Genomic DNA, 13,801 nt, shown 5'->3' with positions numbered 1-13,801 from the left:
GTTCACAAAATCTGTATTCACTGAAGATCCCTGTGGGAGCTGGCTTGCCAGCGATTGGGCCAGCGCGGTTTCGGGGTTAGACCGGTTTGGCGCCCATCAAACCGGCAATCGCGATAAAACACACAAAGCTGAACAGCGCCAAGGCAAAGCTGAATTTGCCGACACCACCCGGTGCCTTGCGCAACCGATTCAAGCGCACCAGCAGCCAGAACCAAGCCAGCGCTGCCACGGCGTACAACACGCTCGATGCCAGCAGCCAGGTCTGACCCAATGGCCAGCCCACCAAGTGGACCATCCCCCAGCCGGTAAACGGCATGCTCAGCAGCGCCAGTCCCATCAACAGCCAGACAAACACCCGCGGCTTCTGCAAGGTGCGACTTCCCGCCGTGGCGTCACCGTTTCGCCGGGTCCGCCAGACCCAGATCCCCAGACCCAAAGCACACAGCAGCAACACGACCGTTGCCACCATGTGCGCCGCTTTCAGGGCAGTTAACGTTTCCATGGCTCGAGTTCCTTATGGCTTGCCCATCAGCGTAGCCGTTCAGCCGAGAAACAGCTGATAGGCCGGGTTGTCGCTTTCGTCCCAGTACGGGTAGCCGATTTCCTCAAGCGCTGCGGGCACCAGGTGACGCTCATCGTGAGGCACCTGCAGGCCGGCAACCACACGGCCATCCGCCGCACCATGGTTGCGGTAGTGGAACATCGATATGTTCCAGCGCCCGCCGAGTTTGTTGAGGAAGTTGAACAACGCCCCCGGACGCTCCGGGAACTCGAAGCGCAGGATCACTTCATCGACCACATGGGCCGCGCGGCCGCCTACCATGTGACGGATGTGCAACTTGGCCAGTTCGTTGTCCGTCAGGTCGATCACCGGGAAGCCCTGCTCGCCGAGACTGGCGATCAGCGCACTGCGCGGGTCGGTTTCCGGGTGCGTCTGCACGCCAACGAAGATGTGCGCCTCGCTGCCGGTGTTGTAGCGGTAGTTGAATTCGGTGATCTGGCGCTTGCCGATGGCTTCGCAGAACGCCTTGAAGCTGCCCGGTTTCTCGGGAATGGTCACGGCGATGATGGCTTCGCGACCCTCACCCAGTTCGGCGCGCTCGGCCACGTGGCGCAAACGGTCGAAGTTGACGTTGGCCCCGGAATCGATGGCCACGAAGGTGTGCCCGGTGACGCCGCGCTGCTCGACGTACTTCTTGATCCCCGCCACGCCCAAGGCCCCGGCAGGTTCGGTGATCGAGCGGGTATCGTCGTAGATATCCTTGATCGCGGCGCAGATTTCGTCGGTGCTGACAGTGATCACTTCATCGACATGGTCTTTGCAGATATCAAAGGTGTGCTGGCCGATCTGGGCCACCGCGACACCGTCGGCAAAGATGCCCACGGTCGGCAGCACAACCCGTTCACCCGCCGCCATGGCGACTTGCAGGCAGTTGGAGTCGTCCGGTTCGACGCCGATGATCTTGATTTCAGGGCGCAGGTATTTGACGTACGCCGCGATACCGGCGATCAGCCCGCCGCCGCCCACCGGGACGAAAATCGCGTCCAGGCGCCCGGGATGCTGGCGCAGGATCTCCATGGCCACCGTGCCCTGCCCGGCAATGGTGTGGGGATCGTCATAAGGGTGGATGTAGACGTAGCCTTTTTCGTCGACCAGTTTCAGCGAGTAGGCCAGGGCTTCCGGGAACGAATCGCCGTGCAGCACCACTTTGCCGCCACGGGAGCGCACGCCTTCGACCTTGATCTCGGGAGTGGTCTTGGGCATTACGATGGTCGCCTTCACGCCCAACACCTTGGCCGCCAGGGCCAGGCCTTGCGCATGGTTGCCCGCCGAAGCGGTGACCACGCCACGCGCGCGCTCTTCGTCGCTCAATTGGGTCAGCTTGTTGTAAGCGCCGCGAATCTTGAACGAGAACACCGGCTGCAAGTCTTCGCGCTTGAGCAAAATACTGTTGCCCAGCCGCTCGGAGAGCTGACGGGCAGTCTGCAATGGGGTTTCTACGGCAACGTCATAAACGCGCGAGGTGAGGATCTTTTTGACGTACTGTTCAAGCATCGGAAAGCATCACTGAGCGGGTTGGGCAGGACCAAGGAGTCTAACCCGGCTTTTGGGCAGGCGACCACACTAAACCGGTGGTTTTAAGTCACCCGAAAGAGATCACTGTCTGCAGGAGCGAGCTTGCTCGCGAAAAAACCAAAGGCACCACGGGGTATCTGGTTTTACGCGTTATCGTTCACGACCATCGCGAGCAAGCTCGCTCAGTAATTGGGCGTGCATATGACCCGCCAATCGGGCAATGACCTTCCCCGCCCCGACGCCTATAATGCAGGCCTTTCGTTCCCCTCTTCGGCACCTCGGAGCCCGCATGACCCAGGATCAACTCAAACAGGCAGTGGCTCAGGCCGCCGTCGACTTCATCCTCCCGAAACTCGATGACAAGAGCATCGTCGGGGTCGGCACCGGTTCCACCGCCAACTGCTTCATCGACGCCCTGGCCCAACACAAGGGTGCATTCGACGGCGCGGTCGCCAGCTCCGAAGCCACGGCCGCCCGCCTCAAGGGCCACGGCATTCCCGTGTACGAGCTCAATACCGTGAGCGATCTGGAGTTCTACGTCGACGGCGCCGATGAAAGCGACGAGCACCTGCACCTGATCAAGGGCGGCGGCGCAGCCCTGACCCGCGAAAAAATCGTCGCGGCCGTGGCCAAGACCTTCATCTGCATCGCCGACGCCAGCAAGCTGGTGCCGGTACTGGGCACCTTCCCGCTGCCGGTGGAAGTGATCCCGATGGCCCGCAGCCACGTGGCCCGCGAACTGGTGAAACTCGGCGGTGACCCGGTCTACCGTGAAGGCGTGCTGACCGACAACGGCAACATCATCCTCGACGTCTACAACATGCAGATCACCAACCCGGTGGAGCTGGAGAAGCAAATCAACGCGATCGTCGGCGTAGTCACCAACGGTTTGTTCGCGGCGCGTCCGGCGGACCTGTTGTTGCTGGGAACCAGCGAAGGCGTGAAGACCCTGCGCGCCGAATAAGCCAGACACAAAACCTGTGGCAGCGAGCCTGCTCACGATCAGGCCTGATCAGTCGACTCAGATGTTGAATGATGGACCGAAATCGCGAGCAGGCTCGCTGCCACAGTTGTTTGGGGGTGTTTACTCGCTCTGGTGCGGCTTCTTGAAGACATAGAACAAGTTCGGCTCACTCACCAGGTACATCGTACCGTCGTCACCCATGGCGATCCCTTCCGCTTGCGGCACGTTCTTTTGCAACCCCTGGCGCCCCTTGCTCAACGACATCGTGCTCAGCGGTCGTCCGTCCACATCCAGCTCCAGAACCAACCGAGACTCGTCGGACAGCGCCATCAAGTGCCCGCTGCGTTCGTCATATTGCAGGCTCGACAGATCCCGCACGAACAAACCGGCGTCACGCTTGGGATTGTTGATGACGTGCACCGCGTAGGATTTTTCCGGATTGAAGTGCGGAAACCCGTGCACTTCGTAGATCAGCATCGGGTCGCGCTCCTTGGCGACAAACAGACGCTTGCCCACCGAATCGTAGGCCAGCCCCTCGAAGCCCTTGTTGCCGCTCGCGTGCACGCCGAGCGTCATCTGTTCGGCGTCCACCGCATCGAGGAAGGTAGTGCCCTGTTCCAGGTGAATCTTGATCAGGCGCTGCTGGCTTTCGTCGGCGATCACGTAGGTGTCGGCACTGATGAACTCCACCGCTTCCGCATCACCAAAACCGATCAATGCCACACGACGCAAAATCCTGCCGTCCAGGGACAGCTCGATCAACTCGGCATTTTTGTTGGTGACGGTGAACAGGCTTTTGCGCACCGGATCGAAGGTCAACGCCGAAACATCGGCGTCCAGACCCTTGATGACTTGCCCTTCCAGGACCACTTGATACTGGTCCAGGCCAATGGACTGGGTATCCATCGGCTGCCAAAGCGTATTCAGGTTGAACCACGCGCGCTCGAACAGGCGCAGGTATTGGCCGATTGCGACCAGAACGATCAGCGCAATCGCCGACAGGATCAGTATCAGAGGCTTGGGGCGGGCAAATCGACGCATTCGGACAGGCTCGGAATCAAAACAGGCGGATGAAATATCACGCCTGTCTGAATTGCAGCTTAATGGCCATCAGCCCTGAAGGACAACGCAAGAGCTGCCGGCGTCGCCGCGATTACTTGTGCTTTTCGAAGCGGTAGAACAGGTTAGGCTCACTCACCATGTACAGCGTACCGGCCTCATCCATGGCCACGCCTTCAGCGCGGGGAATGGTATTTTTCAGGCCATTGAAACCACCCAGCAGGGCAATAAAGCTGACCTGCTCGCCCTTTTTATCCAGCTCCAGCAGCAGATGGGAATCGGCGGACAGCACCAGCATGTGCCCGGTCCGTGGATCAATGGCCAGGGCCGAAAGGTTGCGCATGTCCAGCGCATGACTGGCAAGCTTGACCTTGTCACCAGTCAGGACCTTGCCGTCGCCTTTCCAGGCAAACAACGCTGGCGGACGCTCTTCACCCAGCATCAATTGCTGATTGCTCGAATCCCAGGTGACCCCTTCGAACGCTTTGTTCTGGTCTTTAGACGGGCCGAGGTCGTATTTCGGGAAATTGGCGATGTTCAGCTCGCGGGTATCGGCATCGACCTTGACGATGGTAATCAAGTGAGAGCGCTCATCGACAATGGCCAGCAAGCCGTTGCCCAGCACCGTGACGCCTTCCGGGTTGCTCCAGCCCACCAGCGGCATTTTGCGCAACACATCGCCCTGCAACGTCAACTCGACCAGAAACGGGTTTTTCCCCATGACCGAAAACAGGGTTTTGGTCAGCGGATCGTAGGCCAGGTCCGACGCTTCGTCCTTTTCCATGCCCGGCAGGGGCTTGGCGTCGATCACCGCACGATAGTCCGGCAGCCAGACACTCGCCTGGCGCTCAGCCGGGCTCTTGAACTGCTCTCGCACCCACAGCACGCCGCGATTGTCCCAATGCATGGCAAATGCAAGGCCGTAGGCGGCGACGATGACCAGCAAAAGCCAGGAGTACCAACGCATGGCGAAGCGCGATCGGCGGGCGGTTTTCAGCGTGGTCAGCGGTCGGGTGGCCATCGGGGAATGCATCCAGAAAATCAATCGGTGGGTAAAAGCACGCTTGGGCTCGGCTCAGGCGCCGAAAACCAGGCGGGCGAAGTGACACCTCTGCGGGGCTGGCTTGCCGGCGAAGAGGCCCTCACAGTCAATGAACAGGTTGACTGGAAGACCGCCTTCGCTGGCAAGCCAGCGCCTACCGAGGTCTTGCGTGTGATCAGCGAACGCTGCTGGTGAAGCTGCTGGCGCCCGGCAGTTCCAGAACGATCTCATCACCGACATTCAACGGACCCACGCCCACTGGCGTGCCAGTGAGGATCACATCACCGGCCTGCAGCGAGAAGCAGCCGGCCATGTGCTGGATCATCGGCACGATCGGGTTGAGCATCGCGCTGCTGTTGCCATCCTGGCGAACTTCACCGTTGATGGTCAGGCGAATGCCGATATCGGTCAGGTCGGCGAAAGTGCTGCCGGATACGAACGGAGCAATCACCGCCGCACCGTCGAAGGACTTGGCGATTTCCCAGGGCAGGCCCTTGGATTTCAGCTCGGCCTGCTTGTCACGCAGGGTCAGGTCCAGGGCCGGAGCGAAACCGGAGATCGCGTCGAGCACTTCTTCACGGCTTGGCTTGGTCGACAGTGACTTGCCGATCAACACCGCAATTTCCGCCTCGTAATGCACTGCACCGCGGTCGGTCGGAATGCTGAAACCACCTTCCGGTGACACCACGCAACTGCCCGGCTTGATGAACAGCAATGGCTCGGTCGGGATCGGATTATCCAGTTCCTTGGCGTGTTCGGCGTAGTTACGGCCGATGCACACCACTTTTCCCAGCGGGAAATGAATACGCGTACCGTCGACATACTGGTGCTGATAGCTCATTGACCGACTCCTGATTCGTTGATTCAAACAGCGAAAATCTTGCCCGGGTTCATGATGCCGTTCGGGTCGAACACCGCCTTGACGGCTTTCATGTACTCGATCTCAACCGGGGAGCGGCTGTAGGTCAAGTAATCACGCTTGGTCATGCCCACGCCGTGCTCGGCGGAAATCGAACCGTTGTACTTCTCGACGGTTTCGAATACCCATTTGTTAACGGTCGCACACTTGGCGAAGAACTCGTCCTTGCTCAGGTTATCCGGCTTGAGGATGTTCAGGTGCAGGTTGCCATCGCCGATGTGACCGAACCAGACGATTTCGAAGTCCGGGTAGTGTTCGCCGACGATCGCATCAATTTCCTTCAGGAACGCCGGGACTTTCGACACGGTGACCGAAATGTCGTTCTTGTATGGCGTCCAGTGGGAAATGGTTTCGGAGATGTATTCGCGCAGTTTCCACAAATTCTGCAGCTGGGTTTCGCTCTGGCTCATCACGCCGTCCAGCACCCAGCCCTGCTCGACGCAGTGCTCGAAGGTTTCCAGCGCGTGGTTGGCCACTTCTTCGGTGGTCGCTTCAAATTCGAGCAGTGCGTAGAACGGGCAATCGGATTCGAACGGCGCCGGAACGTCGCCACGGGCCATGACTTTGGCCAGGGCTTTATCGGAGAAGAATTCGAAGGCGGTCAGGTCGAGTTTGCTCTGGAACGCGTGCAGCACCGGCATGATCGAATCGAAATCGGCGGTGCCGAGGACCATGGCAGTGAGGTTTTTCGGTGCGCGATCCAGGCGCATGGTCGCCTCGACCACGAAACCGAGGGTGCCTTCAGCACCAATGAACAGCTGACGCATGTCGTAGCCGGTCGCGTTCTTGATCAGGTCACGGTTCAGTTCCAGCACGTCGCCCTTGCCGGTGACCACTTTCATGCCGGCGACCCAGTTACGGGTCATGCCGTAGCGAATCACCTTGATCCCGCCGGCATTGGTGCCGATGTTGCCGCCAATCTGGCTTGAACCTGCCGACGCGAAGTCCACCGGGTAGTACAGGCCGTTTTCTTCGGCCACGTTCTGCAAATGCTCGGTCACCACGCCCGGCTGGCACACGGCGGTGCGGTCGGTGAGGTTCACGTCGAGGATCTGGTTCATGTAGTCGAACGACACGACGACTTCGCCGTTGGCCGCGACCGCCGCCGCAGAAAGACCAGTACGACCGCCGGACGGCACCAGCGCCACCTTGTGTTTATTGGCCCACAGGACAATGGCCTGGACCTGTTCGGTGGTCTTCGGGAACACGATGGCCGTGGGTGCCGGGGCGAAATGCTTGGTCCAATCCTTACCGTAAGCATTCAGGGAGTCGTCATCGGTCAGCACCTTGCCGGGCTCAACCAGGGTCTTCAGCTCATCAATCAGGGCAGGATTGGTCATCGACAGAACTCTCGAACAATTCATGGTCATCCTGAGAACGCTTCACGTCGCAGGAATGAGTGTTTAGCGGGGCGCATATGCTAGCATACCGACCCCGCAGCATAGTGCCCAACGGCTGTTCTGCGGCGACGGCTTTCCTGCCGTCCGGGTCAGCGTCTGCTGGCTATCTCCTGCCATTTTTCTCCGGGATACAGGTTTACGCAGATGAGCAAGACTTCTCTCGATAAGAGCAAGATCAAGTTCCTTCTTCTCGAAGGCGTCCACCAATCGGCTGTCGACGTCCTCAAGGCGGCGGGCTACACCAGCATCGAGTACCTCACAGGTTCTCTGCCGGAAGCCCAACTCAAGGAAAAGATCGCTGATGCTCACTTCATCGGCATTCGCTCGCGCACTCAACTGACCGAAGAGATCTTCGATCATGCGAAGAAGCTCGTCGCGGTTGGATGTTTCTGCATCGGCACCAACCAGGTTGATCTGGACGCGGCCCGCGAGCGCGGTATCGCCGTGTTCAACGCCCCGTACTCCAACACCCGCTCCGTCGCAGAACTGGTGCTGGCCGAAGCGATCCTGTTGTTGCGCGGCATCCCCGAGAAGAACGCTTCCTGCCACCGTGGCGGCTGGATCAAGAGCGCGGCCAACTCCTTCGAAATCCGTGGCAAGAAGCTGGGCATCGTCGGCTACGGCTCGATCGGTACCCAACTGTCGGTCCTGGCTGAAGGCCTGGGCATGCAGGTGTACTTCTACGACACCGTGACCAAGCTGCCACTGGGTAACGCCACCCAGGTCGGCAACCTGCACGAGCTGCTGGGCATGTCCGACATCGTGACCCTGCACGTACCGGAAACCGCTGCGACCCAGTGGATGATCGGCGAGAAGGAAATCCGCGCCATCAAGAAGGGCGGCATCCTGATCAACGCCGCACGCGGCACCGTGGTCGAGCTGGACCACCTGGCCGCCGCCATCAAGGACAAACACCTGATCGGCGCTGCCATCGACGTATTCCCGGTGGAGCCACGCTCCAACGATGAAGAGTTCGAAAGCCCGCTGCGTGGCCTGGACAACGTGATCCTGACCCCGCACATCGGTGGTTCCACCGCCGAGGCGCAGGCCAACATTGGTCTGGAAGTGGCCGAGAAGCTGGTCAAGTACAGCGACAACGGTACCTCGGTATCGTCCGTGAACTTCCCGGAAGTGGCCCTGCCGGCTCACCCTGGCAAGCACCGCCTATTGCACATCCACGAAAACATTCCGGGTGTGATGAGCGAGATCAACAAGGTCTTCGCCGAAAACGGCATCAACATTTCCGGTCAGTTCCTGCAGACCAACGAGAAAGTCGGCTACGTGGTTATCGACGTAGACGCCGAATACTCGGAGCTGGCGCAAGAGAAGCTGCAACACGTCAACGGCACCATCCGTAGCCGCGTGTTGTTCTGATCGCGAGTTGAGCGACAAAAAAGGGAGCCTTCGGGGCTCCCTTTTTCATGCGCGCAATAACGTTATTTAACGTTTACGGTGATCTTCTTCGAGACGATCGGCGGATCGAATGGCATGTGGCCGCTGTCGCCCAGCTCCAGCTGGAGGGTGTGTTTGCCCGGTGTCAGGGTTATTTCAGCCTGGGTCTGCGCCTTGCCGTAGTGCAGGTGGTGGGCATCGTTCGGAATCGGCATACCCGCCGCCGGCATTTTATCCACATCGATCAGAAGGTGATGGTGGCCTGTGTTCTTGGTGGGATCGCCAGCTGGCGCCAGCGCGATGTTCTCGACAGCGAACTTGACGACGACAGTCTGTGGAACCGTCGCACCGTCTTTAGGAGAAACGATGGACACTGCAGCACCCGCAGGCGCCGGAGTCGCAGCACTGGCCAGCACAGAAACGCCCATCAGCAGGCCAGCCAAAGCAGCTCGTGACATAAAGGTTTTCATTCTCTTCTCCAGTTTTTCCGTAAAATCCGCGTGACCATCACAACTTCATGGTCAATCGTTGTCGAAGGCACTCGATAACCATAGCAAAGCGAACCTGATAACAGCGTCGCGATAATGATTTCAAAGGAGTGACCATGCGTTTTCTGCCTGGCCTGATCTGCCTGCTACCCCTTTTGAGCCCGTTGGCTCATGCCGAACTGATTGATGACGTCAACGACCGCGGCGAACTGCGCATAGCCCTTGAGGCCAATACTCCCCCTTTCAATTTCAAGAAAGACGACAAGCTCGAGGGCTTCGAAGTTGAATTGGGCCAACTGCTCGCCAACGAACTGGAAGTTCGGGCCGATTTCGTCGTCACTGACGGCAGCGATCTGTTGACCGGCGTCGAAAGCGGCAAGTACGACATCGCCATCAATCACATAACAGAGACCCCGGCGCTCAAGGAACGTTTCGACTTCAGCGAACCTTATCGTCGTACCGATGCACAGCTGATTGCGCAGAAAGACGAGCCGCGCTCAATGCTGCTGGTGCAATCGCTGACAGAAGAGAAGCCCAAAGCCAGTTCGCCCGTGAACCTGGCGATTCCGTTTCAGAAGGGTAATCCGGCCTTTCATGCCAGCCTGGAAAACGCGTTGCAGCGAATCAAGGCCGATGGCCGGCTTAAAGCGCTGGAAGAGAAATGGTTTGGGCCAGATGCGGGTGTAACGCCAAAGCAATGACCCTGTAGAGCGAGCTTGCTCGCAAAGGACTCAAGTGCGCCGCGTTTACACAGCTCACACGCGTTATCGTTAACGACCATCGCTGCGATGCGGCGACCCGACCAGCCAGCGCCTGCAGGGTTCGGGGTCAGCTCAGGTTTTCCAGGGCCGCCGCCGCTTCAGCCAGCTCCAGCTCGCTGAAGACTTGCACGCCGTGGCGCTTGAGCAGTGCAGCCGTCACGCCTTCGCCACGGACCTTCACCCCACTGAACGTCCCGTCATAGGTCAGCAGATTGCCACAAGACGGGCTGTTGGCCTTGAGTACGGCGATGCGGATGCCATGCTGCCGCACCAGCTCCAGTGCCTGGCAGGCCCCACTCAGAAACTGCGCGCTGACGTCCTCGCCCTCGGTCGTCAGCACCGACGCCTGACCATCCAGCACTTCACCGCCCTGCCCGCCCGGGATTTCCGCCGCCGCACGTGGTGTCGGCAATCCACCGGCGACTTCCGGGCACAACGGCACGACACGACCTTCATCGAGCCAGATCTGTAGCTGATCGAACGGACCGCTGGCCCCGCCGTCGTAACGTACGCGATGCCCCAGCAGGCAGCGGCTTACCAGAATTTTCTGCATCATCAGAACGGCTCGTTGCCGCGACGCCGGAACCAGCCGGTCAACGACAGGCGTTCGCGGGTCGCAGGCAAAACTTCATGGGGGACCTCACCCGACAGGAACACCACCAGGCAGCCACCGATCGGTGTCACATCGTATGCCGCGCCTTCCTCCAGGTACATGCGCAATTGGCCGCCGTGCTCGGGCAGCCAACCCTCATTGAGGTAGACCACGGCCGAGACCATGCGCCGGTCGTCATCGCGAAACCGGTCGACATGTTTGAGGTAGAACGCCCCCGGCGGGTACATCGCGAAATGGCTTTCGAAATCTTCCAGCCCCAGGAACAGATCGCGGTTCATGGCCTCGCGCAGGCTGTCCATCAACTCCAGGTAACTGTCGCAAGGCTCGGCCTGGCCGGGCTCGATCCACTGGATATGATCGCCGCGAATACCCTCGCGAATCTCCGAGGACGACCCGCGCCCCACCGCAGCGGGAGCCAGCTCACCTTCGGCGGCACGTTTACGGCACTCGGCCGCCAGTGCCCGGGTCAGATCCAGGGGCAGGAAAATATTTTGCTGCGACCAGCCATTGGCGGCCAGGTCATCGACGATTCGTAACAGCAATGGGTGATCAGAAGGTATTGGCATGGCGCGCATAGTATTCCTGCGCCTGAAAATCCGACAGAGCCACGCAGCGGGTTGATACGAATTCTCGACAAGTCCGTATGCCACACGGAGAATAGTCGCCTGCTGACAGGAGTCCCTATGCGCCGTTTGCTTTTCTCCCTGCTGATGTTCTGCGTTTTGCCCGCTTGGGCAGACGGCCACGACCAGTTGTACAAGGTCGCCGGTTGGCCAGAACAACGCGCGCATTTCAACGACGCTCTTTCAGCCGCCCAACAACGCTACCAAAGCAGTCTGCCACCTGCAGTGTTCCAGGCACTGGTCAACAACAGCAATCAACGCTTTGACCCCAAAGCCGTGGATCAGCGCGCCGAATCGCAACTGCGCAAGAACCTCGCCGATCCGAAACCGGCGCTGGCCTTCTTCCAATCGCCACTGGGCAAGAAGATCGTCACCGCCGAATTGCTGGCGACCCGCCGCGACCAACTGGCGAAAAACGCCAAGGGCTTGCCGAGGATGCAGGCCAGCGATAGCCGCCTGTTGATCATCGGTCACCTGGCCCAGGCCCTGCCCGCTCGCGAGGCCGGCGCGGAAGTCAGCCTGGCGATTGCCGGTGTTGCGGCCGACAGCCTGAGCGCGATGATCCCCGGCCTGCTCGGCGCCGGTCAGGCACAAGGCATGTTGAACAGTCAGCGCCAGCGCTTGATGGAGCAGATCGGCAGCGACCTGAACAACACACTGCTGTATGTCTATCGCGATCTGTCGGATGAAGAACTGGAAGAGTTCGCCACGTTTGCCGAGTCGGCAGAGGGCAAGGCTTATTACCAGGCGGCACTGGCGGCGATTCGGGCGGGGCTGGCGGTGGGGCAAAGCACGTCAAACCTGGCCCAATAATTTTTGGGGGCCAGAATGGTCACTGATTCCGCCCCTTGATCCGCTTGGTCAAAAACCCGAAGTATTCCCCTCGCAACGCCGGCACTTCATTCGCCAAATGATGCCGCGCCTCGGGCAGCATCAGCACCTGCGGCCGATCGAACTTGCCCCGCAACACCTCAAGGTTATGCTCCCAGTCCACTGTCATGTCCGCCTGGCCTTGCACAATCAGGGGTCGCCGGGGACTCGCCGGTGCGGCTTCGACACGTTTGATCCAGCGTGCCAGCGCGCCTACCCAAGCCGTCGGCAGACGCAGTGGCTGCAATGGATCGGCCTGCAGGAAGGGCAAAAATTCCGGGTCGTTGGAGTTCTCGCTGAAGCGGCGGGCAATGGCTTTGACGAAAGGCTTGAGCAGGTAATAGCTGAATTTCGACCAACCCCACGCCCGCGGCCGCACCAGCGGTGCCAGCAGAATCACCTGGCCCTGGGCCGGGCTGCTCGCCCCCGCATTGAGCACATGATCGATCACAATGGCGCCGCCGGTGCTTTGCCCGCACAAATGCCACGGTTGCGGCAGCTCCAGGGATTGCGCTTCGCTGAACAACCCTTGCAGGGTGTCCTGGTACTCGGCGAAGTCCCTGATGCTCGCCCGCTCGCCACTGGACAGTCCATGCCCCGGCAAGTCGCAGGCAATCACGGCAAAACCCTGATCCAGCGCCCACTCGATCACATGCCGGTAAAGCCCGGTGTGATCATAAAAACCATGGAACACAAACAGCGTCGCTTTCGCCCGCTCGGGCCACCAGAACTGGCTGACGACTTCATAGCCGTCGACCTGGAAACGCCCCAGGCCGCTGCGCACATTGCGTGAAGAAAAATCCAGCCCGTAAAACCGCTGATAAGCCTGCGCCTCTACCGACAACGGCTGCCTCTCGGCCAATGTCCGCAGGCTGGCGCGCAGGTGATCAGGGTCGAAGGTGGCAGGCATGAACGATTCCAGGGCGTGAAACGGACTTTATTGACCTGCGATATTCATCTGTCGCAGCAAGCATGGCAAGCTAGCCGACCCTCAAGGAGTGCCCTCAATGCGCCCGCCTTACCGCGCCACACTGCTTATCGGCCTGCTGGCGCTCATGTGTGCCGGAGTACTGTGGGCTGCATACGACTGGTTTCAAGGGCGTTACCTGCGCGCGTTCAGTGAGCACACGGCGGTGTTCTCCGGCGATCCGTTGCGACTTCCCGCTGACCTCGCCGGCCCCGGCGCCATCCGCCTGGTGCATTTCTGGGACCCGGCCTGTCCGTGCAATGTCGGCAATCAACAACACCTGGCCGAACTGGTCGAGCGCTACGTGCCGCAAGGTGTGGAATTTTATGCGGTGCAAAAGCCCGGCAGTCATGGCCAGCTACCCAGCACCCTGAGCAGCCTGAAAAGCCTCGACGTCTTGCCCGGCTCCGAGCAGATCCCGGCCAGCCCGGCCGTGGCGATCTGGGATCGCAGCGGCAAACTGGCGTACTTCGGTCCCTACAGCGAAGGCCTGACCTGCAATTCGAGCAACAGCTTTATCGAACCGATCCTCAAAGCGCTGAACGAAGGTCGTGAGGTGAGTGCCACGCACACCCTGGCGGTGGGGTGTTACTGCCCCTGGCCCGTTACCACGGCGAAGTAGCCAC

15 protein-coding genes are annotated in these 13,801 nt (G+C 60.0%); 5 read left to right on the top strand and 10 right to left on the bottom strand.

Features of this window, described 5'->3' with window-relative positions:
• Nucleotides 1-76: 76 nt before the first annotated feature.
• Nucleotides 77-502 (bottom strand): DUF2269 domain-containing protein, encoded by a 426-nt coding sequence (locus tag ACVWYU_RS02260; protein WP_457371808.1) that lies wholly within the window; start codon nt 500-502, stop codon nt 77-79.
• A gap of 39 nt (nt 503-541) precedes the next feature.
• Complete coding sequence (ilvA, locus tag ACVWYU_RS02255) at nt 542-2,056, bottom strand: threonine ammonia-lyase, biosynthetic (protein ID WP_390957607.1); 1,515 nt, start codon at nt 2,054-2,056, stop codon at nt 542-544.
• A gap of 310 nt (nt 2,057-2,366) precedes the next feature.
• Between ilvA and rpiA the strand changes: the two genes are divergently transcribed.
• Nucleotides 2,367-3,041: a ribose-5-phosphate isomerase RpiA gene (gene rpiA, locus ACVWYU_RS02250; protein ID WP_090326285.1), complete on the top strand. Its 675-nt coding sequence runs from the start codon at nt 2,367-2,369 to the stop codon at nt 3,039-3,041.
• A 120-nt stretch (nt 3,042-3,161) separates the two neighbouring features.
• Here the strand turns inward: rpiA and ACVWYU_RS02245 are convergent, their stop codons facing one another.
• The 4 genes from ACVWYU_RS02245 to ACVWYU_RS02230 form a co-directional block, all read right to left on the bottom strand.
• Nucleotides 3,162-4,082 carry an SdiA-regulated domain-containing protein gene (locus ACVWYU_RS02245; RefSeq protein WP_247254418.1) on the bottom strand — a complete coding sequence of 307 codons (921 nt, stop codon included), beginning with the start codon at nt 4,080-4,082 and terminating at the stop codon, nt 3,162-3,164.
• Nucleotides 4,083-4,194: 112 nt separating this feature from the next.
• Nucleotides 4,195-5,121 (bottom strand): SdiA-regulated domain-containing protein, encoded by a 927-nt coding sequence (locus tag ACVWYU_RS02240; RefSeq protein ID WP_457371807.1) that lies wholly within the window; start codon nt 5,119-5,121, stop codon nt 4,195-4,197.
• 196 nt (nt 5,122-5,317) lie between these two features.
• On the bottom strand, nt 5,318-5,983 hold the full coding sequence (locus ACVWYU_RS02235; RefSeq protein WP_090326292.1) for a fumarylacetoacetate hydrolase family protein: 666 nt from the start codon (nt 5,981-5,983) through the stop codon (nt 5,318-5,320).
• Nucleotides 5,984-6,006: 23 nt separating this feature from the next.
• Nucleotides 6,007-7,401, bottom strand: coding sequence for an FAD-binding oxidoreductase (locus ACVWYU_RS02230; protein WP_090326295.1), 1,395 nt, complete (start codon nt 7,399-7,401; stop codon nt 6,007-6,009).
• Between the two features lie 204 nt (nt 7,402-7,605).
• On the opposite strand from ACVWYU_RS02230, the gene serA reads away from it, so the two are divergent.
• Nucleotides 7,606-8,835 carry a phosphoglycerate dehydrogenase gene (serA, locus tag ACVWYU_RS02225; RefSeq protein WP_077048552.1) on the top strand — a complete coding sequence of 410 codons (1,230 nt, stop codon included), beginning with the start codon at nt 7,606-7,608 and terminating at the stop codon, nt 8,833-8,835.
• Between the two features lie 62 nt (nt 8,836-8,897).
• Here serA and ACVWYU_RS02220 read toward each other — a convergent pair whose 3' ends face one another.
• Nucleotides 8,898-9,323 carry a DUF4399 domain-containing protein gene (locus ACVWYU_RS02220; RefSeq protein WP_390957614.1) on the bottom strand — a complete coding sequence of 142 codons (426 nt, stop codon included), beginning with the start codon at nt 9,321-9,323 and terminating at the stop codon, nt 8,898-8,900.
• Nucleotides 9,324-9,457: 134 nt separating this feature from the next.
• On the opposite strand from ACVWYU_RS02220, the gene ACVWYU_RS02215 reads away from it, so the two are divergent.
• The gene (locus tag ACVWYU_RS02215) at nt 9,458-10,042 is read left to right on the top strand and encodes a transporter substrate-binding domain-containing protein (RefSeq protein WP_090326300.1); all 585 of its coding nucleotides are present in this window, start codon (nt 9,458-9,460) and stop codon (nt 10,040-10,042) included.
• Nucleotides 10,043-10,169: 127 nt separating this feature from the next.
• Here the strand turns inward: ACVWYU_RS02215 and ACVWYU_RS02210 are convergent, their stop codons facing one another.
• Nucleotides 10,170-10,655 (bottom strand): DUF523 domain-containing protein, encoded by a 486-nt coding sequence (locus ACVWYU_RS02210; RefSeq protein WP_457371912.1) that lies wholly within the window; start codon nt 10,653-10,655, stop codon nt 10,170-10,172.
• Between the two features lie 2 nt (nt 10,656-10,657).
• On the bottom strand, nt 10,658-11,290 hold the full coding sequence (locus ACVWYU_RS02205) for a 2OG-Fe(II) oxygenase (RefSeq protein ID WP_247254414.1): 633 nt from the start codon (nt 11,288-11,290) through the stop codon (nt 10,658-10,660).
• Between the two features lie 108 nt (nt 11,291-11,398).
• On the opposite strand from ACVWYU_RS02205, the gene ACVWYU_RS02200 reads away from it, so the two are divergent.
• Nucleotides 11,399-12,151: a DUF2059 domain-containing protein gene (locus tag ACVWYU_RS02200; protein ID WP_090326304.1), complete on the top strand. Its 753-nt coding sequence runs from the start codon at nt 11,399-11,401 to the stop codon at nt 12,149-12,151.
• A 19-nt stretch (nt 12,152-12,170) separates the two neighbouring features.
• On the opposite strand, the gene bipL is transcribed toward ACVWYU_RS02200, so the two are convergent.
• Nucleotides 12,171-13,118 carry a phospholipase BipL gene (bipL, locus tag ACVWYU_RS02195; protein WP_457371806.1) on the bottom strand — a complete coding sequence of 316 codons (948 nt, stop codon included), beginning with the start codon at nt 13,116-13,118 and terminating at the stop codon, nt 12,171-12,173.
• Nucleotides 13,119-13,215: 97 nt separating this feature from the next.
• Between bipL and ACVWYU_RS02190 the strand changes: the two genes are divergently transcribed.
• Entirely contained in the window at nt 13,216-13,797 is a 582-nt protein-coding gene (locus tag ACVWYU_RS02190) for a DUF6436 domain-containing protein (RefSeq protein ID WP_457371805.1), read from the top strand.
• Nucleotides 13,798-13,801 lie beyond the last annotated feature (4 nt).

It is taken from the genome of Pseudomonas sp. TE12234, from assembly GCF_054061835.1.
The sequence above is the reverse complement of the archived record's forward strand: the minus strand, read 5'-3'. Positions and strand labels throughout refer to the sequence as shown.